Below are 21,975 nucleotides of genomic sequence, written 5' to 3' on the forward strand. Positions count from 1 at the left end.
ACCGTTCAGCCAGCGAGCGTGACCGCGGCCAGCTCCCGCCAGCTCGCCCGCGCGCCCTCTCGGGTCGCCTCGGTGAACCGCGTGTCACCGAGGCGGCTCCGCACCGCCTGCTCGATCCGGACCACGTCCGGGTGGGAACGGTCCGGCAGGCCGCGCACGCCGACGCTCGCCGCGAGCAGCCGCGCGGCCTGCTCGTGCTGTTCCTGGCGCAGCGCCAGGTCCGCGATCCCGACCAGCACCTGCGCGAGCAGGGGTGCGGCCCCCTCGTCGGCGACCGCTTGGAACGCCGCGACGCGGTGTTCGCGCGCCTCTTCGAGATCGTCGGCGAGGTAGCCGAGCAGGTCTTGCACCAGCGGGCGGTAGTTCTCCTGCTCGACGTGGCCGCCCAGCACGGCGGTCGCGAGGCCGACCTGACGGGAAGCCTCCTCGACATCGCCGCGCCAGCGCGCGAGTTCCGCCTGCGACACGGCCAACTGCGCGAGCGTGAACGGCCAGGCGACCCGTTCGGCGGATCGCCGCGCCTCCGCCATGGCGGTCGCGCTCGACTCCTCGTCCCCCGACAGCCAGTACAACTGCGCCTGTCGCGATCGCATCCGCACGACATCCTCGATGGCGCCGACTTCGGTGGCGACCGCGATGGCGTGCTCGTAGTGCTCGCACGCTTCGGCGAACTCGCCGCGCACGGTGATCCGGTCCGCCAGCTCGGTCAGGGCGAACGAGATCCCCCACCGCTCGCCGATCGCGCGGAACTCGGCGAGCGCCGTTTCGAGGTAGGCGTCCGCGTCCCGCCCGCCGTGGCCGAGCATGACCCGCGTCTTGCCGAGTTGCAGGGTGGCCAGGGCGCGTACCCACGGGTCCTCGTCGGTGACCAGCGGTTCGTACGCGCTCAGGACCTCGTCCGGGCCGTGCAGCAGGCTTTCCAGCGCGGAGATGAAACCCAGTACGGGGTGCCTGCTCCGCACCCGGAGGCTGATCTCGTGGGCTTCGCGGATCCACTCCTGCACCTGGTACTGGCCACCCATCCCGGAGGTCAGGAACGAGATGACGAACACGTACACCAGGGCCCGGATCTCGTCGGCGACCTCGCCGGGCACGGCGGCAGCCGCCAGGATCAGCTCGTTGCCCTCGGTCTTGTGCCCGCCGAGCCACCAGTACCAGCCCGCGGCCGCCGCGAGCCGCATCGCGCCCTGCGCCTCGCCGGCCGCGAGCGCGCCACGCATCGCGGCGACGATGTTGTCGTGCTCGACCTCCAGCGCGGCGAGCCATTCGAGCTGCTCGGCGCGGCGGAGGTGCGGCTCCGCGGTCTCGGCGAACTCGGTGAAGTAGGCGAGGTGCGCGTGGCGCGCCGACGTCGTCTCCCCCGCCTCCGCCAGCCGGTGCATGGCGTACTCCTTGATGGTGCCGAGCATCCGGTAGCGCGGCGCCCGGTCGCCCGCGATCACCACCAGCGACTTCTCGGTCAACGCGGTCAGCAGTTCGAGCACCTGTCCCGCCTCGACCCCGTCGCCCGCGCAGACCCGCTCGGCCGCTTCCAGGCTCGCGCCACCGGAGAACACCGAGAGCCTGCGCAGGACCGTCCGCTCGGCGTCGGTGAGCAGCTCCCAGCTCCAGTCGATCACCGCGCGCAACGTCCGGTGCCGCGGCAGCGCGGTGCGGCTGCCGCCGGTCAGCAGCCGGAACCGGTCGTCGAGCCGATGGGCGAGCTGATCGAGGGTCATGGTGCGCAAGCCGGCCGCGGCCAACTCGATGGCCAGCGGCATCCCGTCCAGCGCCCGGCAGACCCGCGCCATGGTCGACCACGTGTGGTCGTCGTCCGCGAGGTCCTTGCGCACCGCGCCGGCCCGGTCGCGCAGCAGCATGACGGCCGGGGAGGACTCGACCTCGCCGGGGCCGGCGTCGTCCGCGGGCAGGGCCAACGGCACGACGTGCCACAGCGCCTCACCGGTGATGCCGAGCGGTTCCCGGCTGGTGGCCAGGATCCGCAGCCGCCGGCACTCGCCGAGCACCCGGTGGGCGAACGCCGCCGCCGACTCGATCAGGTGCTCGCAGTTGTCCAGGATCAGCAGCACCTCACGATCCCGGATGCCGGCGATCACCCGGTCCGCGGGCTCCGCGTCCGGCGGCCCGCCGAGCAGCCCGTCCCGGAAGCCGAGCGCGGCGAGCGTCGACTGCGCCACATCGCCACCCGCGCCGACGGGCGCGAGGTCGACCAGCCAGGCACCGTCCCGCAGGTCACCGAGCAGGGTGCGCACGGTTTCCGTGGCCAGTCGGGTCTTCCCCGAGCCACCGGGCCCGATCAAGGTGGTGAGCCGATGTCCGGCGACGAGGTCGCGGACCGCGGCGACATCGGCGTCCCGACCGACGAAATTGGTCAGCTCGTTGCGCAGGTTGCTGTTCCGGCCCTTCTCCTCCCGCGGTCCGACCTCGCCCCGCAACAGCGCGACGTGCAGTGCGGACAACTCCGGCGACGGGTCGACCCCCAACGCGTCGGCGAGGGCCTCCCGCGCACGCTGGTACACGAGCAACGCCTCGGTACCCCTCCCGGCCGCGCCGAGGGCACGCATCAACGCGGCGACAAGCCGCTCCCGCACCGGGTGCGCGGCCACCAGGTCGGTCAACTCCGTGACCAGCCCGGCGCCGTGGCCGAGGAGGATCTCCGCCTCGAACCGGTCCTCCATCGCGGCCAGGCGCAACCCCTCCAACCGGACGACCACGGCGTCGAACGCCGCACTGTCCTGCAGACCGACGTCCTCCATGGCCGACCCGCGCCACAACCCGAGGGCCTCGCGCAACACCGCGGCCCGCTGCCGCTCCTCACCACCACGCGCCTTTGCGACGAGGTGTTCGAACCGGACAGCGTCGACGGACTCGGGCTCCACCACCAACCGGTAGCCGCCCACCTGCCCGTCGACCACCCCGTCCGGCAATACCCGCCGCAACCGGGAAACCAAGCGCTGCAAGGCGTTCGCCGCGTCGGCCGGCGGACGCCCACCCCAGATCCAGTCCATCAGCGTCGCCTTCTGGACCACCCGGCCGGGTTCGAGCGCGAGGGCGATCAACAAGGCGCGCAACCGGGCGCCCGGCACGTCCGTCAGAACGCCGTCGTCCGTGTGAACCTCGAATGGCCCGAGCATCCCGATACGCACCCGGGCATCTTGCCGTAGGCGATCCACAGGCCTCTCACCAGTACTGCGCATCAAACTTCGGCGTTCACCCGAGTTGCCGGGTGGCGAGGTCGACGGCCCGCCGCATCGCGGTGTCGACGGGCAGGCCGGTGCGCACGGCGGTTTGTCCGGCGGCGAAGACGGCCCCGGTGACGGCGCCGACCATCGCGGCGGCGTCGAGTTCGTCGAGTCGACCGGCGTGCGCCTGCCGCAGCGCGGTGGCCAGTTGCTGCTGGGCGTCGAAGGCCCGCCGCAGCATGGTCGCCCGCAGGGCCGGCACCGAGGTCACGAGGTGCAGCCGGATCTTCTCCAACTCACCGGCGGGGTCGCGGAGCCCCGTCCCGGCTTCGGCCAGCATCCGGTGCATCGCGCGCCGCAAGGCGTCCAGGGCCGTCTCGCCGGTGTGGTGCTCGGCGATCGCGTTCAGCCCGCTGCGCAGGATGCGCCGGCCGTCGTCGGTGAAGAGCAGGTCCTCCTTCGTCGCGAAGTGGTTGAAGAACGTCGCGTTGGACACCTCGGCGGCGGCGGCGATCTCGGCGGTGGTCGTCCGGTCGTAGCCGTTCTGCTCGAAGAGCCGGTACGCCGTCTCGATCAGCGCCGTCCGGGTGCGTTGCTTCTTCCGTTCGCGCAGGCCCACCGGTTCGGTCATGCCGCCAGCATACTAGGGTGGCTTCAATGTTAGAGTAGCTCTAAGTTTAGAGTGTCTGTAGTCAGAGTGAAGGAGGCGACCATGGTGATCGACACGTTCCTTGAGCGGTTGGACTACCGCGATCCCGTCCGGCCCGATCTGGCGACGCTGCGGGGGTTGCATCGGGCGTGGCGGCTGCGGGTTCCGTACGAGAATCTCGACATCCACCTCGGCAGGCCGGTCCTGCTGGCCACGGACGCGCTGGTGGACAAGTTCGCGCGCCGCGGGCGCGGAGGTCTCTGCTACGAGATGAACGGTGCGCTCGCACTGCTGCTGAGGGCCGCCGGCTTCCCGGTGACGATCGTCGAGGCGGCGGTGTTGCGCGCCGTCCGCGGCGATCGGCAATGGGGCAACCACATCGCGCTGCTGGTGGAGGTCGAGGGCGAGCACTGGCTGGCCGACACCGGGATCGGGGACGCGTTCGTCGAGCCGCTGCGGTTGCGGGAGGGCACCCACCGACAGGGGCGAAGGACCTACCGGCTGGAGCGCCTCGACGCGGGAACATGGCGGACGCACCACGATCCGCAGGGCACGGTCGCCTCGTACGACTTCCGCACCGAGCCACGGGAACTCGCCGAGTTCGCCGACCGGGCGGGGCACAAGCCGCCGGACTCGCCGTTCGCCCGGGTGCTCGTGGCCCAGCACCACCGGAACGACCACGAGCTGGCCCTACGAGCACGCACGGTCACCCGCACCGGGCCGAACGGCGCCGATCGACGCACACTGTCCACTCGCGACGAATTCGCCGCCACGCTGACCGAGTTCCGGATACCGCTGGACGACATCGGATCCGGACAACTCACGGCCCTGTGGGAGAAAACCCGCCACCAGCACGAGGCATGGCTCGCCATCGAGGCACGCGCCGCACGAACCTGAACGCCTCGCGCGAGAGACCCGGACGGCGCCGACTCACGTTCCGCGAGCAGCGACAGCCTCCGCTCGACAGCGCAGGTCATCCGGTGTCATGCGGTCGGTCGGAGCCCTTGTCCGTCGTCTGTCGAGGTGTGGTGGGCTGGTCGCGCGACGGCAGCTCGGGTTGGAGGGACTTCCACGTGAGTTCGGGCAGCGGGCCGCTGGTGATGTCGAGGTCGACGCGGGCGCGGGCGTAGAACTCGTTGCGCAGCCGCATGGTGTTCCGGTAGGCGTCGATGAACGACGACGCGTCGGGCTGGTCCTCGCGCAGGATGAGCTCCAGTCGCCACACCTGCTCGCTCCACGCCCGTGCGGCGGAGATCGTCGCCGGCTCGCCGAGGAGCAGGACGGTTTCCCACCGTGCGGCTCGTTCGGTCTCCGCCTCCGCGAGGGCGGCGAACGAGTCGTCGAGGTCGACGGGCTGACCCGTGGACAGCAGCCCCTTGGTCTCCGCGATCCGGCGGCACAGCCGGACCATGTGCTTGACCGCGTTGGCGTACTCCGAATACGCGAGGAGGCGTTTTTCGTCCCACCGGGCGGACTGCGCCCGTCTCCAGCGGATCCGCTCGGTGGTGGAGGTGACGACGAACGTGGCGGCTGAGCCGAGCAGGACACCGACGATGGTCAACGCCTGCGTGACGATCGGGTTCACAGCTCGCAGCCTGCCGGCTCCCGGGACGACTCATGCACTCATCCGCCAATGACAGGACGGTGACGATGTGACGTCGTCTGCAAGAATGGCGGACCGTGGTCGCGGTCGAGGTGAGTGAACGGACTGTGCGAGAGCTGGCCGACCCGAAGTCGTTCGAGCGGGGCTCGAAGTACTTCGCCGAGGGGCGGGTGCGACGGATCGGCGTGGACGGCACGACGGTGACCGGCACGGTGGATGGCACCCACACCTATCGCGTACGCCTCAGAATGACCCGACACGGCTTGGACGGGCAGTGCTCCTGTCCGTGGGGCGCCGAGGGCTTCTTCTGCAAGCACTGCGTGGCGACGGCGCTGGCGTGGCTGACCCAGGGCGGTCAGGTCAAGGCGGAACGCCCGAAACCCCTGTCCGACAAGCGGCTGCGCTCGTTCCTGCTCACCGCCGACCACGAGTGGCTCGCCGACCAGTTGATGACCGCGGCGAAGACCGACCGCGTCCTACGCGCCAGGCTCGCCGTCGCCGCCGGGGCCGCCGCTGACAGCGCGTTCGACGACCGTGAGGTCCGCAACCGGCTGGAACGCGCCATCGAGATCGCCGACTACGTCGACTACGGCGCCGCCTACAGCTACTTCGAGTACGTGGACGAGGCGCTGAACGCGGTGGCCGAGCTGGTCGACGGCGGCTTCCCGGACGCGGCGATCACCCTGTCCGAGTACGCGCTGGAACTGCTGGAGCGCACCGCCGACCGGATCGACGACTCCGCCGGCGGCCTGTGGGAGGCCCTGACCCGCGTCCACGACATCCACCTGGCCGCCTGCGAAGCAGGCTCACCCGATCCGCTCGCCCTCGCCGAGCGCCTGCTGACCAGGGCGCTGGACAGCGAGCTCGAGGTGTTCCACGACGTCCTGCCCGGCTACGAGCGCGTCCTGGGACCGACCGGCCTGGCCCGGTACCGGGAGTTGGTGGAGGCGGCCTGGAACTCGTCGCCGCGGCGGAAACCGGACGACTACAGCAGCCGCAGGCTGACCATCACTCACCTGATGGAGCGCCTTTCCGAGTTCTCCGGTGGGGCCGACGCGCTGATCAACGTGATGGCCCGGGACGTGACCAGCGCCTACGACGCACTGCGCATCGCCGAACGGCTGCACGCGGACAACCGCGACGACGAGGCTCTGTCGTGGCTGGCACGCGGCTTGGCCGACTACCAGCCCGACTCCAGGCTCCGCGACCTGGCCGCCGAGATCCACCTGCGCGCCGGTCGCCGTGACGAGGCAGCGGACATGCTCTACGCCAACCTCGCCGAGCACCCCACCCTGGACGCCTACCGGGCATTGCGCGAAGCCGCGGCCGAGGGCTTCCCGCCCTGGCGCGACCGTGTCCTCGCCCTGCTCGCCGACACGTTGCCGACGAAGGATCCACGGTGGCCCGGCCGCTCGGCACTGGTCGAGATCCTCCTCGACGAAGGCGACACCGAAGCCGCCTGGCAGGCCGCCGCGGACGGCGGCTGCTCGGCAGAACTCCAACTCCGGCTGGCCCGCGCCCGAGCGAAGACCCGACCAGCCGACGCCATCCCCGTCCTGCTGCGCACCGCCGACCAGGCCATCGACCGCCGCACCCGCGACTCCTACCGGTCGGCAGCACGTCTCCTGTCCGAGGCCAAGCATCTGTTCGCCCGCTGCGACCGCGTCAACGACTTCCACGACCACATCAAGGCCCTGCGCCACACCCACCGCACCAAATGGGCTCTGCGCCAAGAACTCGACCAAGCCGGCCTGCGGTGATCATCGCCCGACAGCGACACGGGACAGGGGGATACGCCGGATCGAATGCCATTCCCAGCAGGTGAGCGCCCATCCGGACGATCACGGCGAGCAGGTACGGTCCGTCGCGTCGGCCCTGATACGGCCGTCGGGGGTGTCTGCTCGACAAACGGGGAGGGAGACGAGCCGTGCGCCGTCGTATGCGTGGCACCGCTGTTGCCGCGATCGCGTTGACCGGTCTCATGGTGGTGAGCGCGTGCGTGAAGGACTCCGGTGGTGGCAGCACCGGGTCGACCGACGTCGCCGGTGCCGGTTGCGAGTTCGCGACGCCGCCCGCCTCGCCCGCCACCTCGAACACCGGTGCCACCGACGGCGAGAAGGCCGCCGAGGGCGAGGAGGTCGACGGGAGTGCGCTGAAGATCGGCCTGGCCTATGACATCGGTGGTCGTGGTGACGCGTCGTTCAACGACCTCGCCGCCGCCGGATTCGACCGGGCGATCAGGGACGCGAAGGTCGAGAAGGAGAACACCCGGGAACTCTCCGCCGCCCCGAACGAGGACGAGTCGGTGAAGCAGTCCCGCCTGCGCCAGCTCGCGCGCGAGGGCTTCAACCCGATCGTCGCCGTCGGCTTCGCGTACACCGAGTCGCTGAAGGTCGTCGCGCCGGAGTTCCCGGACGTCAGGTTCGGTCTGGTGGACTCGGCCGTGGAGGGCGCGGCCAACGTCACGCCGCTGGTCTTCGCCGAGCAGGAGGGGGCGTTCCTGGCCGGCGTCGTGGCGGCGTACCAGAGCAGGAAGTGCCACGTCGGCTTCGTCGGCGGCGTCGACATCCCGCTGATCCACAAGTTCGAGGCCGGTTACGTCCAGGGTGCGAAGGCCGCCGCGCCGAAGATCGTGGTCGAGAAGAAGTACATCACGCCGGCCACCGACTTCACCGGCTTCCAGGACCCGGCGAAGGGCCTGGAGACCGCGAAGGGGCTCATCGACAAGGGCGCGGATGTCCTCTACCCCGCCGCGGGCGCGTCCGGCATCGGCGTCTTCTCCGCGGTGCGGCAGGCGGGTGTGCTGGCGATCGGGTGTGACGCCGACCAGTACCACCAACCGGCGCTCGCGGACACCAGGGACGTCATCGTCGCGTCGAGCCTCAAGCGTGTCGATGTGGCGGTGTACGACTTCGTCAGGGCCGCCGCGAGGAACGACCTGACCTCGCTGCCGAAGGTCTTCGACCTCAAGGTGAACGGTGTCGGCTACGCCACGTCGGGTGGCCGGATCGACGCGAAGCTCCAAGGAATCCTGGAGGGGTTCAAAGCCCTGATCATCGAGGGCGGCATCAAGGTCGCGGACAAGCCGTAGCCCCGTTGGTCCACGGCCACCGGGCTCTGCCGGACGCGGTTCCCACAGGGCCCGGCCGCGGTCGTGATCAGGGGCTGTTCCGCAGCGGCACGGTGATCTGCTTCAGCCACGTGCCGGTGGTGAAGTCGCGGGCTTTGATCACCACGGCGCGGTGGTGCACCTCGACTTGGAGGCCCTGGTTGAAGCTGCCGCCGAGGGAGGTCTCCCCGCCTTTGCCGTCGTCCACCCAGCCGGTCTGCACGGCGCCGGTGTTGACCACGGTGAAGCCTTCGAGGTTGCCGCTGCCCGGCACGACCCGGCGGACCACCCAGTCGGACAGGTTGAGATCCCAGTGGGTGTGCCCGGAGAACAGGAACACGTCCCGGTACCTGCCGAGCACCGCGAGCAGCCGGTCGGCCTGGAGGTAGTCGCCGAGGTAGAGCTTGTTGCGGGTGCCGGACACGGTGTTCGGCAGCGGGTGGTGGGTCAGCACCATCACCGGCTTGCGCCACCGGTCCCAGTACGCCAGGCGCCGCTCCAGCCAGGTGAACTGCTGGTCGCTGAGCCACACCTCGTCCCACAGCTTCGGGTCGTGGTACCTGGCGTAGCGCTCGGTGCCCAGGCACAACACCGGCACCCCGTTGAACGAGGTCTCCGAGTAGACGGTGTTGCGCCCGGCGAAGTGGTGGAAGCTGCGGAACAGCGAGTCCTCGGTGGCGCCGTTGGGCCAGGTGTCCTGCGCGAGGGTGTCCGGATCACGCCACTTCGGCACGTAGAACTCGTGGTTGCCGATGGCCCAGGCCACGTTCTTGGGGTGCGGGTGCCTGTCCAGCACCGACCGCACCTGGGCGTACTCGAAGTCGTAGCCGCGCGGGGTGATGTCCCCCGCCACGCCGAGACCGGCGCTGCGCGGGTTGGTGGCGTGGATGTCGTCCAGGGCCTTGCCGAGATCGGCCAGGTCGCCCTGGATGTCGCTGATGATGTTGAACCGCACGGCCGAGCCGAGCAGGTCCCGATCGGGGGCGGCCTCGGCCCCGGTGCCCAGCGCGGTGGTCGCGGCCAGCGCGCCACCCGTGGCCAGCATGAACGATCTGCGATCCATCGGACACCCACATTCAGCTACACCGGCACGAACGGGCCGAAGGTAGGACGTCTGAGGTGATCATCGGTGACCTCGCGCCGACCAAGGCGTGTACGCGAAGGTAACTTCAGGTTCTGCCGTCACCGAGGACGTACACGAGGGACGCTCGGGCCGCCGCCGTGGAGGAAGCGCCTGTGGCGACGGCCAGGAGCGCGGCTCGCCAGGCCGCGGCCAGGATGTCCGCGGCGGGCGCTTTGTGCTTTGTCAGCAACGGACGCAGCGCGGCGGCGACCGGGTCGTCGCGCTCCACGGGCGGCTGCTCGCCGAGGATTCGGCACACCGTGAACCGGACGGCGGCGTCGAACGCCACCAGGAGCGCGGCGCGCACCGCGGGGTGCCCTCGGTTCCCGGCCGCCGCGGCGGCTCCCTCCATCCGTTCGGCGATCCGCTTCTCCATGTCGTCGCGGACGGTCAGGTACAGGCCGAGCTTCGAGCCGAAGTGGTGGTACAGCGCACCGGTGGTGACGCTCGCCTTGCCGGCCAGGTCGACGACGTTGACGGCCTCGTAGCCGGCGAGTTCGAACTGGTGGACGGCCGCCTCGATGAGCCGGGCCTTGGCCGAGCCCGGGATCGGGATCCATTCACGCATGGGGTCGATCGTAACGGGTTGACGGTCGGCCGTAACCACTTTACGGTCGTCCACATGAAACTGACGTTCCTGTACCAACCCGTGAAGGACCTCAAGGAGTCGGTCGCCTTCTACCGCGACACGCTCGGGTTCGACGAGTCGTGGCGGGAGGGCGAGTCGACCGTCGCGTTCAAGCTCCCGGGTTCGGAGGTCGAGCTGATGCTCGACGTGCCCCCGGAGACCGGGCCGCGATGGGGAGCCGGCGGTTTCTACGCCGTCGACAGCGTGGACGCCTTCCGGCAGTCGCACCCGCAGCTCGACTGGCAGGGCGAGATCGAGACGCCGGGCGGCAAGGGGGCGACCTTCCTCGACCCGACCGGCAACCCCGTCCACCTGTTCGACCAGAGCACCGCCGGACCCGAATAGCGAGTCGGGCAGCCCACAGAAAGTTTTTTGCGCCGCCATGTCGATCTGGGCGGGCGGCGTTCGACGCATAGGTGACAGGAGACGATCGAGACCCACGGGAGACGACGATGAGGGCAGGACGACGCGAGTGGCTGGGGCTAGCGGTGCTGGCGCTGCCGACACTGCTGCTGTCGCTGGACATGAGCGTGCTGCACCTGGCAGTCCCGCACCTGGCCGCCGACCTGCGGCCGAGCAGCACCGAACTGCTGTGGATCATCGACGTCTACGGCTTCATGATCGCCGGGTTCCTGGTCACGATGGGCACCCTGGGCGACCGGATCGGCCGGCGGAAACTGCTGATGGCAGGTGGCGCCGCCTTCGGCGCGGCGTCGATCGTGGCGGCGTTCACCACCAGCCCGGAGATGCTGATCGGGGCACGGGCCGTGCTCGGGGTCGCCGGCGCGACGCTGATGCCGTCCACGCTGGCGCTGATCAGCAACATGTTCCAGGACCCCCGGCAGCGCGGGACCGCGATCGCGGTGTGGATGAGCTGCTTCATGGGCGGCATGGTGATCGGTCCGGTGGTCGGCGGCGTGCTGCTGGAGCACTTCTGGTGGGGCTCGGTGTTCCTGATGGCCGTGCCGGTCATGGTCCTGCTGCTGGCCACCGCGCCGAAGCTGCTGCCGGAGTACCGCGACACCGCCGCCGGGCGGCTCGACCTGGCGAGCGTGGCACTGTCGCTGGGCGCGATCCTGCCCATCGTCTACGCCCTCAAGGAGACCGCCAAGGACGGCCTGTCGTCGGCCAACGTGGTCGTGCTCGCGGTGGGCCTGGCGCTCGGCGCGGTGTTCGTCCGCCGGCAACGCGGCCTGGCCGACCCGATGCTGGACCTGCGGCTGTTCCGGGTGCGGGCGTTCAGCGCGGCGGTGAGCATCATGCTGGTCGGCGCGCTCACCATGGGCGGCGTCTTCCTGCTGGTCAGCCAGTACCTGCAGATGGTCGCCGGGCTGACCGCGGTGGAAGCCGGGCTCTGGCTGGTGCCGCAGGCCGGTGCGGTGGTGATCGGGTCGCTGATCGCGCCGCGGCTGGCGCGGCGGTTCCGGCCGGAGTTCGTGCTCGGCTTCGGGATGCTGGTCGCGGCAGGCGGGATCATGCTGTTCACCCAGGCCTCCGGAGCCGGCGGGGTCGCGTTCGTGGTGGCGGGCATGTCGATCGCGAGTTTCGGGATGGGACCGCAGGGCGTGCTGTGCACCGAAATGGTGGTCAGCTCGGTGCCACCGCAGAAGGCCGGCGCCGCTTCGGCGATGTCGGAGACCAGCGCCGAATTCGGCATCGCCATGGGCATCGCGGTGTTCGGCAGCGTCGGCACGGCCGTCTACCGAGACCAGGTCGCCGTCCCCGCACAGGTGCCCGCCGACGCCGCCGCACTGGCGACCGACAGCATGGCCGGCGCCCTGCAAGCGGCAGGCACGCTCCCCGACTCCCTGGCCGACGATGTGCTCACGACCGCACGGGAAGCCTTCACCTCCGGCCTGCACACCGTCGCCGCCACCGGTGCCGCGATCGTCGTGGTGTTCGCCGTGGTAGGCATGATCGCGCTACGCAAGACCCACACAGCGCCCACCGCCGATCCCGTACCCACCTTGGAGAACCGCTGAGCGTCTGACACCAAGGCCCCCGGCTACCCGGTGGGGCCGTCGTCGGACCATTTGTAGGCCGGTGGCCGGTAGGTCTGGAAACGGGCCAGCAGGCGCTCCAGGTCGTCCTCGACCAGCAGCATGTCCCGGTAGGGCGGCTTGAGGAAGCCTTCCTCCACCATGTGGTCGACCATCTTGAGCAGGTGCGCAAAGTAGCCGTCGACATCCAGCAGACCGACCGGCTTGGTGTGCAGACCCAACTGCGCCCACGTCCAGACCTCGAACAGCTCCTCCAACGTGCCCGCACCACCGGGCAACGTGACAAAAGCGTCGGACAACTCGGCCATCAACGCCTTGCGCTCATGCATCGTCTCCACGACGTGCAGCCGGGTCAGCCCCTGATGCGCAACCTCCCACTCGACCAGGCTGCGCGGGATCACCCCGACCACCGAACCACCCGCCGACAACACCGCATCGGCCAACGCCCCCATCGTGCCGACCCGCCCACCCCCGTAGACGACCTCCACACCGCGCTCGGCCAACATGCGCCCCACCTGGCCGGCGACCTCCACATGACGGGCACGACCACTGGACGACCCGCAGAACACACACACCCTCATACGCACAGTAAAGAACCACCGACCCTCCAGGGCGATGGCTTTCACCCGATCCACGCTCAGCCCGAGATCAGTCCACATCAGACCGAGCGGTGTGCACCCACGACAAGCCACGGCCGGCGCGGTGACTGTCCGGGCACCGGCTGGGCTACCTGCCGGTGCTGCGCGGCGTCGTGCCCTCGGTGGACGTCAGCAGGCCTTGACGATGACCGAGTGGGCCTTGCCGCCGAGGTCGAGGATTCGCACGTTCCGGTTACCGGCGGGCACGCGGACCTGGTAGGTGCCGGGGTTGACCGGGTAGGGGAAGTAACTGCCCGCCGGGGCGGCCCCGGTGCCCGCGATCATCGCGCCGTCGGTGCGGTGGATCGTGGTGGCGACCGCCTTGCCGCAGTTGTTGTAGATGATGATCTTGCCCTTGGTCGCGGCGGTGGCGGAACCTGCGCCGAGGACCGTGATGAGCAGACCTGCGGTGGCCAGACCGGTGAGAACGCGCCGGGCGGTCGTCATAGTGCTCCTCCGGGTGTTGTGGGGATCGGCCGCAAGATATCCACAGGCGCGTCCGCGCACTGTCGGTCGAACGACCGACACCGCCGAGAGTCGATCGGAAGATGTGGGTCTCGCCCGGTCCACCAAGTGTCCTGCCTCCGGCACCGGTACCGCCACCACGAGACTCTTACCTCCGGGTCTGCCTGCTGCCGTCCGGGGCTGACGACGGGCCACCTTGCGGAAGGTGGCCACATTGCGAGGTGTATCCGCACTATTTCGGTGTGTGAGTGCGCCGTTGGCCCGATCGTAGGCCCACCGGATAATCCGGGTGGCGACACGGGGAGGGCACATTGGGGGTAGCAGCGGTGGCCGGCATGCCGTCGGCGGGTGGTTGATGCGCTCCGAGGAAACCCGCGACGCGCCTCCGGGTCAGCGGCCGGGCGCGGACGGCGGTCGGCGGTCGGACGGGGCCGGCGTGGTCAACCAGGAGGCGACCGCCACCGGCGGGGCCCACGTCACCCAGGTCGGCCGTGACCAGCACGTCCACTACACCAACGGCGTCCGGGTGCGGCACCGCACCACGTCCGGGCAGGTCGTGCACGAGTGCCCCTACCCGGGATTGGCCGCGTTCGGGCCCGAGCAGGCCGAGTGGTTCTTCGGCCGGGACGGGCTGGTCGCCGAGCTGACCACGCGCCTGGACCGGCGGCTGTCCGAGGGCGGGGTGCAGGTCGTGGTCGCGCCCTCCGGCGCCGGGAAGTCGTCGCTGCTGCGCGCCGGCCTGGTGCCGGCGCTCGACCAGGGCAGGGTTCCGGGCTCCGCCGGGTGGCCGAAGGTCGTGTTCACCCCCACCGCCGAGCCGGTGGCGCGACTCGCCGCCGCCGTGGCGACGCTGACCGGCGTCGAGGGCGTCGATCCGGCGGACTGCGTGACGACCCTGCGCCGGCACGCCGACACCCCGGTCGTGCTCGTGGTGGACCAGTTCGAGGAGCTGTTCACCTTGTGCGCCGACGACCGCGAGCGGCAGGTGTTCCTCGACCGGCTCGTCGAGATCGCCCGTCGGGAGCCGGGCGGCAAGCCGGTCGGACTGGTCGTCGTGGGCGTGCGCGCCGACTTCTACGCCTCCTGCGCCGACCACCCCGGGCTGCGGGCCGCGTTGCAGGACGCGCAGCTCGTGGTCGGTCCGATGACAGAGGAGGAACTGCGCGAGGCCATCCTCCACCCCGCCGACGCGGTCGGGCTCGACGTCGAACCGGGGCTGGTCGAACTGCTGCTGCGCGACCTCGGGGTCACCACCGGGCACCGCGAGGAGGACGGGACGAGCTACGACGCGGGCCGGCTGCCGCTGCTGGCCCATGCGCTGCGGATCAGTTGGCAGCAGCGCGGCGGCTCGACGCTCACCGTGCAGGGCTACCGGGACACCGGCGGCATCCGCAACGCCATCGCCACCACCGCCGAGCAGGTCTACGCCCGCCTGGACGAGGCCGGCCAACGGACCGCCCGGTCCCTGTTCCTGCGCCTGGTCAAGATCGGCGACGGCACCGAGGACACCCGCAGGCGCGTCCCGGACACCGAGCTGGTCGACCAGGACCCCGCGGCGACGGCGGCGGTCATCGACGCGTTCACCAGCGCACGGCTGCTCACCCGACGCCAGGACGAGGTCGAGATCACCCACGAGACCCTGCTCCGCTGCTGGCCCCGGCTGAGGGACTGGATGACCACCGACCGCGTCGGCCGACTGGTCCACCAGAGCCTCGAAGAAGCGGCGACGGCCTGGCACCGCGCCGACCGCGACCCGTCGCTGCTGTACTCGGGCAGCCGGCTCGACACCGCCCAGACCTGGGTCGACAGCGCGCCTTCCGGTGAACTGAGCCCGCTCGCCGACGTGTTCCTGGCCGCCTGCACGCACGCGCGACGCCGGTCCGCCCGCGTCCGCGCCGCGGTGGCCGCCGGGCTCGTCGCCGCCGTCGTGATCGCCTCCACCGCGGCGGTCATGTTCGCCGGGCAGCAGCGCGAAGCCGAGCAGCAGCGCGACCTGGCCGTCTACAACCGGGTCGTCACCGAAGCCGAGCAGCAGCGCACCGTCGACGTGTCGCTGTCGGCGCAACTCGACCTGGTCGCGCACCGCCGCCGCCCCGGCGCGGAGACCGCCGCGCGGATGGTCGGCGCCGCGAACCGCCCGCTGTCCACCCCTCTGACCGGCCACGACGGCCGGGTCATCGCCGTCGCGTTCAGCCCCGACGGGCGGACCCTGGTCACCGGCGGCATGGACGAGCCCGCGCCCATCCGGGTGTGGGACGTCTCCGACCCCACCCGGCCGGTGCAGGTCGGGGAGTCCGGTGGCGACGCAGGCACAGTCCACGCGCTCGCGTTGAGCCCCGACGGGCGGACCGTGGCCACCGGCGGGCTCCTGGGCGCGGTGAACCTGTGGACGATCGCCGACCCCACCCGCCCAGAACTGCTGCGCGGGCTCGTGGCCGACGACGACTCCTCGGGCCAGCTAGGCAAGATCGGCGTGCTCGCCTTCAGCCCCGACGGCCGCTTCCTGGCCGCCGCCGCGGCCGGCATGGAGGACACCGCGCAGGTGTGGAACGTCGCCGACCCCGCCCTGACCGGCTCGCCCAGCGCGCCGTTCGGCCACCGGGGCAGCGGCACGGTCGAGGCGGTGGCGTGGAGCCCCGACGGGCGCACCCTGGCCATCGGCAGCCAGGACGCCGCAGCCGTGCTGTGGGACGTGACCGACTACGCCAAGCCGACCCTGTCGAGCCGGAAGCTGACGGGGCACGGCGGACCGGTCGACGCGGTCGCGTTCAGCCCGGACGGCCGCACCCTCGCCACCGGCAGCCAGGACTCCACCATCCGGCTGTGGGACGTGACCGACCCCGCCCGCGTCACGACGGTCGGCGCGACCCCGCGCAGCCACCTCAGTGCCGTGGCCAGTGCCATCGCGACGGTGGCGTTCAGCCCCGACGGGCGGACGGTGGCCGGCGGCAGCGGTGACACCGTCCACCTGTGGAACGTCGCGGACCGGTCCCGCCCGGAGGCGCTCGGCGAACCGCTGCGGGGGCACTCCGGGGTCGTCAGTGCGGTGGCGTTCAGCCCGGACGGGCGCACGCTGGCCTCGGGTGGCGGCGACCGGACCGCCCGGCTGTGGAATCTCCCGGGTTCGGTGCTCACCGGATCGTCGGCCACGACCCACTCGGTGGCGTTCAGCCCGGACCGCCGCACCCTGGCCACCGCCACCGCCGAACCCGCCGTGCGGTTGTGGGACGTCGCCGACCCCGATCGCGCCAAGGCACTGGGCGGGCCGCTGACCGGCGCCGCGGAAGGGTTCCTCGCGGTGGCCTTCAGCCCCGACGGGCGGACGCTCGCCGCCGGCGGCGACTCCGCCGTCCACCTGTGGAACGTCGCCGACCCGGCGCGGCCGACGCCCTTGGCCGACCCGCTGACCGGCCACACCGGACCCGTCAACGCGGTGGCGTTCAGCCCGGACGGGCGCACCCTGGCCAGCGCGAGCAGCGACCAGACGATCCGGCTGTGGGACCTCGCCGACCCCGCCCGGCCCGCCCCGCTCGCATACCCGCTGGCCACGCGCAGCACCCGGCTCGACGACAACGGCCGCAGCGAGGGCATGTTCTCGCTCGCGTTCAGCCCGGACGGCCGCACGCTCGCGACCGGCAGCAGCGACCAGACGACCCGGCTGTGGAACGTCACGGAGCGGACGCGGCCCATCCTGCTGGGCACACCGCTGACCGGCCACACCGACACGGTCCTGTCGGTGGCGTTCAGCCCGGACAGCCGCACCCTGGCCACCGGCAGCGCGGACGCCACCGTCCGCCTCTGGAACACCACCGACCCGGCCCGGCCCACGTCGGTGGGGTCACCGCTGACCGACCTCACCCAAGAGGTCTTCGCGGTCGCGTTCAGCCCGGACGGCCGCACCCTGGCCGCCGGCGGCGCCGACGCCACCATCCGCCTGTGGGACACCACCGACCCCACTCGACCCACCTCGCCGGGGCCACCGCTGACCGGTCACACCGACACCATCGCCACGCTCGCGTTCAGCCCGGACGGGCGCGTGCTCGCGACCGGCAGCGCGGACCTGTCGGTGCGGCTGACCGACCTGGACGTCGACCGGAACAGCGCCCGGATCTGCGCTTTCGCCCACGGCACCCTCACCGCCGAGCGGTGGGGCCGCCACGTCGGCGCCGACGTGCCCCACGAACCGCCCTGCACCTGACCGCTGCCCGAGGAGTCGTCATGACAACGCCGCTCAGTTCCACCCCGCGCACGCTCGGGCGCTACCGGGTGCTCGGGGAGCGGGGCCGGGTGCTGGTCGCTCGCGGACCGGACGGGGACCTGGTCGCGCTGCACCTCGCCGCGGAGGCCGACGACGAGTTCCGCCGCGTGGCCGACGCCGCGCGTGCGGTGTCCGGGGCCCACACCGCCGCCGTGGTCGACGCGGACGCGGACGCGCCGGTCCCGTGGCTGGCTTCGGTGTACGTGGCGGGCCCGTCGCTGGAAGAGGTCGGTCCGCTGCCGGAGGAGTCCTTCCGACGCCTCGCGCACGAGGTCGCCGCCGGGTTGGCCGAGGTGCACGAAGCCGGTCTGCCGCACGGGAACCTCACCGCGGCGAACGTGTTGCTCACCGAGGACGGCGTCAAGGTCGTCGGCTTCGGCTTCGCGGACCCCGGGCTCACCGCGGCCGACGACGTCCGCGCGCTCGGCTCCGTGCTCGCTGCCGCCCGCGAGGGCACCGCGTTGCCACCGATCGTCGAACGATGCCTGGCCGAGGACCCCGCCGCACGGCCCACTCCGGCGCAGGTCGCCGCCGAGTTCGCCGACCAGGCCACCGTCGCCTGGCCGGAGGAGGCCCGGGAGCTGATCGACCGACGCCGAGCCGACGCGGACCGACTGCGCCGGCCGGCGCCGAAGGCCAAGCGCGGCAAGCACCTCCTCCTCACCGGCGCGCTGGTCGGCGTCCTCGCGCTGGTCGCCGGGCTGCTCTGGGCGCGGCAACCCGCAGCGGACGCCCCGGCCCGGGAAGGCCGTCCCGCGACACCGACCCAGGTGGCCGAGCTGTCCGGCACCACCGCCGACGCGGTTGGGGTGTCGTTCAGCCCCGACGGCCGGACCCTGGCCGTGGCGAGCAAGGACGGCGCGGTGCGGCTGTGGGACACCACCACCTACCAGCAGGTCGGTGAGCCGATCACCGGGCTCGACGCGAACCTGGTGGTCCCGGTGGCGTTCAGCCCGGACGGGCGCACGCTCGTCACCGGCGGCATGGTGCCGAGGCTGTGGGACGTCGCCACCCGCCAGTTGTTGGGCGTCCTGCAGACGCTGAACCCGTTGGCGGTCGACCCCGCGATGGTGCTGGCGTTCAGCCCGGACGGGCGCCTGCTGGTCACAGCCGGACTGGGCAACACCCAGCTTTGGGACGCGAACACCCACCAACCGGTCGGCCCCACGCTGGTCCGCATGATGCTGGGCGCGGCCTTCAGCCCGGACAGCCGCACCCTCGCGGTAGGCGGCCACGACGGCGGTTTCCTCTACGACGTGGCCGACTTCCGGGAGGTCGGCCGGTTCGCCCGGGGTGAGTGGCTGTTCGGCATGGCGTTCAGCCCGGACGGCAAGACCCTGGCCGCCGCGGGCGGACTCGAATCCGGCAACGGCGTGCGGCTGTGGAACACGGCGGACTTGCAGCAGATCGGACAGCCCCTGGGCGAGGGGGTGTCCGGCGTGGCCTTCAGCCCCGACGGCCGCACGCTTGCCACGATCGGCGGCAACGCGGGGAACACGGGGAGCAACGAATCCGTGCAACTGTGGGACGTGGCGAGCCGACGGCAGGTCGGCGACACACTGGGCGACGGCATCCTGGCCGTGGCGTACCGCCCGGACGGCACCCAACTGGCCGCCACCAGCGGCGGCCCGTCAACCCGTTTGTGGAGCTTGCCGTCCGGCCGCTGAACCGGCGGCGCCCGGACGGCGATGTCCCGCCCGGCCTGGAACATCCGCGCCACACCCGAGGCTGGGCCCCGAATTCGGCACACCATCAACCCCGGAACCACGCCGCCCGCTATGCCAAGCCTGTGTCGCAGTATGCACGTGCGGACCGCGGGATCCGATCCCACCCGCGCCCCATTCAGCGGCGCGCCGTCGGGTCCGGTCAGGCCGGATGGTTACCCGCCACCGGGTCGAACCCGCGAACCTGCCCCCACGTCGCCCGCGTGATCCCCGACGCGGTGACGAGCACGACGACCAGGACCAGCGCGCCGACGTCGGTGACCAGCGACGGCAGCACCCCGGCGACACCGAACCGCTCCCAGGCCGCGGTGAACACCTCCGGCGGCACCAGCAGCACCCCGGCCGCCTGGGTGGCGTTGACCACCAGCACCATCCAGAACAGCCACCGGCTCGGCCGGCGGCGCAGCGCGAGCACGCCCAGCGCGTTGCCCACCAGGTACAGGCACCCGACCACGCGGAACCCGGCCAAGAACCCCGGCGCCTGCCCGGGATCGGCCCCGGCCAGGACCATCATCCGCGTCAGCGTCTGCTCGTCCACGACGACGAACGCGTGCACCGCCGTCCCGACCGCGAAAACCACCGACGCCCACCCGGTCAGGACGAGCAGCGGCGTGGTCCATCGGCCCGGGCGCACCGCGGTCCGGTCACGTGACGACATCAGTCCTCCCCTATCCGACACAGCCCGATCATCGGCCGCAGGGAACCGGCGGGGATCCGGGAATGACCCCGGGATCGAGCCCGACGCTCCGGGGTGGGGGCGTCGGGGTACCGAGGACCGTCGGTCCGGGACCGAGGGCCGCCATCGCGCCGAGACCCGCCGCGCCGGCGATGTGCCACGCCCCGACCAGCGGCGCGATCGTGATCAACGTGACCGCACCTAATCCATTCGGGTTGTCTGGAACAGCCCGACCCGGTTGCTGCGTATGCTGGTCCCAGACGTGGAGGGGAGTACTTCCCCGCGGCGATGCCGTCAAACACGGTGCGCAAGCGCACCCGGTGTCGCCGGTCGGGCCCGTAGGGGCTCGGCGAAGGAGACCTCCGGTTGCAGTTCAGCCTGCCTGAATGCAGCCGGAGGGCCCTCTTGCTCCATTCGAGGTTCATCCGGCTCAGGAACTGACCGGAGGACCCCGTGCACAACGCGCTCGACCTCGCCGACAAGATCGCGAGCGTCCTCACCGCGGTTCTCGCAGTGCCCGCCGCGATCGTCACGTTCACCCGACGACGTCGGCGCGGCCTGCCTCCGCCCAAGCCGGAAGAGCCGACGGACGACAACGCCCCGAAGCCGGCCGAATAGCCGCGTCGATCACTCCCGGATCCTCATCCGCGATCGGGCCGGCCGGTTCACCACCTCGTTCGACGCGGTCCTCGCCGACGCCGACATCCAGGTCGCCAAGATCCCGCCGCGCTCCTGGTGCCGAAGTTGCTTCCACACCGGGAAGTCACGCCCGTGACGGGTGGGGCGGGCGGTCCCGCAGTGGTCGGTTGAGTCCTCAATGGACTGTGTCGATCACAGGACTTGGTGGCACTCAGCCCTGTGTCACAATAAGGACATCCACCATCGCAGCTTCCGGGGGAAGCATGAGAGCCGGTCGACGTGGAACGAGGACGCGAGCCCGCGCCGTCGAGTGCGCGTTACCCGCAACCTACGGCACCGCGCGATGACCGCTCCCGTACGAAGCCGGATCGCGCAGGCCCTCAAATGGGTGGCTGTGGCGGTGATAGCCGTCGAGGTGTTGCTGGTCGCGACCGGGGCGCTCGACCTCGGCCAGGCGGTGGTGATCGCGGTCGGGCTGGAAGTGCTCTGCGGTGTGCTGGCGATCGGCCTCGCCGTCACCGCGCGGCTGTACTACCGGCGGTTGCGCCGGGCCGGCACGGGGCGGTGGGACGCGTTCCTCCAAGCGGCGGGGACCGTGCTCCCCCGGCCCGTGGTCACGTTGCTGCGCCATGAACTCGGCGGGCTGATGTCGATCGTCCTGCTGGTGCGCGGGCGGAAGGACGTGCAGGCGGAGGCCACCGTGATCCGCTGCGGTTCCGCTCAGAAGACTTTCCTCATCGTGATGATGGTCCTGGGCCCGTTGGAGATCTTCCTGGTCGACCTGATCGTCCCGTGGACGTGGCTGCGCATCCTGCTGCTCGTTCTCGGCGTCTACAGCGTGATCTGGCTGTTCGGGTTCTACGCGGGTCTGCACACGCGGCCCCACTACGTCGGCGACGACCTGGTGCTGCGGGTGGGTCACCTGGCGGCGATCTCCGTCGACGTCGACTCGATCCGCGCCGTGCGCCGCGAAACGCACGACAAGTACAGCGGCACCAAGTACAAAGGGCTCGTCTCCGTCCAGGACGACTTCGTGGCGATGCAGGGGATGAGCGGCACCACCGTGACGGTGGTCCTGGAGCCCGGGACACCGGTCCGGATCCAAGGCCGGGGAACCGTGCACGCCGGCGAGGTCCGCTTCGACGCGGACGACCTCGCCGCCGCCGTCGAAACGATCAAAGAGCGGATCGGGTCGAGCGGCGACAGGAGCCGCGACGTCTGATCCGCCAACTGTCAGGAAAGCACGAACGCGACCGGCTCTGATTCATTCCCGTTGACCTA

Annotated in this window: 17 protein-coding genes; 9 read left to right on the forward strand and 8 right to left on the reverse strand. The window is 71.3% G+C overall.

Translation table 11 applies throughout. From position 1 onward, the window contains the following. Positions 1–5: 5 nt before the first annotated feature. Both ACQPZF_RS35525 and ACQPZF_RS35530 read right to left on the reverse strand, forming a co-directional pair. Positions 6–3,146 (reverse strand): BTAD domain-containing putative transcriptional regulator, encoded by a 3,141-nt coding sequence (locus tag ACQPZF_RS35525; RefSeq protein ID WP_433264602.1) that lies wholly within the window; start codon positions 3,144–3,146, stop codon positions 6–8. 64 nt (positions 3,147–3,210) lie between these two features. Continuing rightward, the gene (locus ACQPZF_RS35530; protein WP_433264604.1) at positions 3,211–3,813 is read right to left on the reverse strand and encodes a TetR/AcrR family transcriptional regulator; all 603 of its coding nucleotides are present in this window, start codon (positions 3,811–3,813) and stop codon (positions 3,211–3,213) included. An 81-nt stretch (positions 3,814–3,894) separates the two neighbouring features. Here ACQPZF_RS35530 and ACQPZF_RS35535 point away from each other — a divergent pair, with 81 nt between their 5' ends. Continuing rightward, positions 3,895–4,728, forward strand: coding sequence for an arylamine N-acetyltransferase family protein (locus ACQPZF_RS35535; RefSeq protein ID WP_433264606.1), 834 nt, complete (start codon positions 3,895–3,897; stop codon positions 4,726–4,728). 76 nt (positions 4,729–4,804) lie between these two features. On the opposite strand, the gene ACQPZF_RS35540 is transcribed toward ACQPZF_RS35535, so the two are convergent. Beyond that, complete coding sequence (locus ACQPZF_RS35540) at positions 4,805–5,416, reverse strand: hypothetical protein (protein WP_433264608.1); 612 nt, start codon at positions 5,414–5,416, stop codon at positions 4,805–4,807. A gap of 110 nt (positions 5,417–5,526) precedes the next feature. Between ACQPZF_RS35540 and ACQPZF_RS35545 the strand changes: the two genes are divergently transcribed. Both ACQPZF_RS35545 and ACQPZF_RS35550 read left to right on the forward strand, forming a co-directional pair. Next, positions 5,527–7,194 carry an SWIM zinc finger family protein gene (locus tag ACQPZF_RS35545; protein ID WP_433264610.1) on the forward strand — a complete coding sequence of 556 codons (1,668 nt, stop codon included), beginning with the start codon at positions 5,527–5,529 and terminating at the stop codon, positions 7,192–7,194. A gap of 179 nt (positions 7,195–7,373) precedes the next feature. After that, entirely contained in the window at positions 7,374–8,525 is a 1,152-nt protein-coding gene (locus ACQPZF_RS35550) for a BMP family lipoprotein (RefSeq protein WP_433274857.1), read from the forward strand. Between the two features lie 67 nt (positions 8,526–8,592). On the opposite strand, the gene ACQPZF_RS35555 is transcribed toward ACQPZF_RS35550, so the two are convergent. Together ACQPZF_RS35555 and ACQPZF_RS35560 are read right to left on the reverse strand one after the other, a co-directional pair. Continuing rightward, on the reverse strand, positions 8,593–9,606 hold the full coding sequence (locus ACQPZF_RS35555) for a metallophosphoesterase family protein (RefSeq protein ID WP_433264611.1): 1,014 nt from the start codon (positions 9,604–9,606) through the stop codon (positions 8,593–8,595). Positions 9,607–9,712: 106 nt separating this feature from the next. Continuing rightward, positions 9,713–10,234: a TetR/AcrR family transcriptional regulator gene (locus ACQPZF_RS35560; protein ID WP_433264613.1), complete on the reverse strand. Its 522-nt coding sequence runs from the start codon at positions 10,232–10,234 to the stop codon at positions 9,713–9,715. A gap of 54 nt (positions 10,235–10,288) precedes the next feature. Here ACQPZF_RS35560 and ACQPZF_RS35565 point away from each other — a divergent pair, with 54 nt between their 5' ends. Next, the gene (locus ACQPZF_RS35565) at positions 10,289–10,639 is read left to right on the forward strand and encodes a VOC family protein (RefSeq protein ID WP_433264615.1); all 351 of its coding nucleotides are present in this window, start codon (positions 10,289–10,291) and stop codon (positions 10,637–10,639) included. A 107-nt stretch (positions 10,640–10,746) separates the two neighbouring features. After that, the gene (locus tag ACQPZF_RS35570; RefSeq protein ID WP_433264616.1) at positions 10,747–12,276 is read left to right on the forward strand and encodes an MFS transporter; all 1,530 of its coding nucleotides are present in this window, start codon (positions 10,747–10,749) and stop codon (positions 12,274–12,276) included. 23 nt (positions 12,277–12,299) lie between these two features. Here the strand turns inward: ACQPZF_RS35570 and ACQPZF_RS35575 are convergent, their stop codons facing one another. Further along, positions 12,300–12,875 (reverse strand): TIGR00730 family Rossman fold protein, encoded by a 576-nt coding sequence (locus tag ACQPZF_RS35575; RefSeq protein ID WP_433264617.1) that lies wholly within the window; start codon positions 12,873–12,875, stop codon positions 12,300–12,302. A gap of 186 nt (positions 12,876–13,061) precedes the next feature. Next, positions 13,062–13,379, reverse strand: a complete 318-nt coding sequence (locus tag ACQPZF_RS35580) for a hypothetical protein (RefSeq protein ID WP_433264619.1) — start codon at positions 13,377–13,379, stop codon at positions 13,062–13,064. A 373-nt stretch (positions 13,380–13,752) separates the two neighbouring features. Here ACQPZF_RS35580 and ACQPZF_RS35585 point away from each other — a divergent pair, with 373 nt between their 5' ends. After that, positions 13,753–17,595 (forward strand): hypothetical protein, encoded by a 3,843-nt coding sequence (locus tag ACQPZF_RS35585; RefSeq protein ID WP_433264620.1) that lies wholly within the window; start codon positions 13,753–13,755, stop codon positions 17,593–17,595. A 20-nt stretch (positions 17,596–17,615) separates the two neighbouring features. Next, complete coding sequence (locus ACQPZF_RS35590; protein ID WP_433264622.1) at positions 17,616–19,322, forward strand: protein kinase family protein; 1,707 nt, start codon at positions 17,616–17,618, stop codon at positions 19,320–19,322. A gap of 199 nt (positions 19,323–19,521) precedes the next feature. Here the strand turns inward: ACQPZF_RS35590 and ACQPZF_RS35595 are convergent, their stop codons facing one another. After that, a complete protein-coding gene (locus ACQPZF_RS35595) occupies positions 19,522–20,037 on the reverse strand; it encodes a hypothetical protein (RefSeq protein ID WP_433264624.1) in 516 nt (171 codons plus the stop codon). Between the two features lie 471 nt (positions 20,038–20,508). On the opposite strand from ACQPZF_RS35595, the gene ACQPZF_RS35600 reads away from it, so the two are divergent. Further along, positions 20,509–20,673, forward strand: coding sequence for a hypothetical protein (locus ACQPZF_RS35600; protein ID WP_433264625.1), 165 nt, complete (start codon positions 20,509–20,511; stop codon positions 20,671–20,673). Positions 20,674–21,037: 364 nt separating this feature from the next. After that, a complete protein-coding gene (locus tag ACQPZF_RS35605) occupies positions 21,038–21,916 on the forward strand; it encodes a hypothetical protein (RefSeq protein ID WP_433264627.1) in 879 nt (292 codons plus the stop codon). Positions 21,917–21,975: the final 59 nt, after the last annotated feature.

It is taken from the genome of Actinosynnema sp. CS-041913, from assembly GCF_050942485.1.
Lineage (GTDB): Bacteria > Actinomycetota > Actinomycetes > Mycobacteriales > Pseudonocardiaceae > Actinosynnema.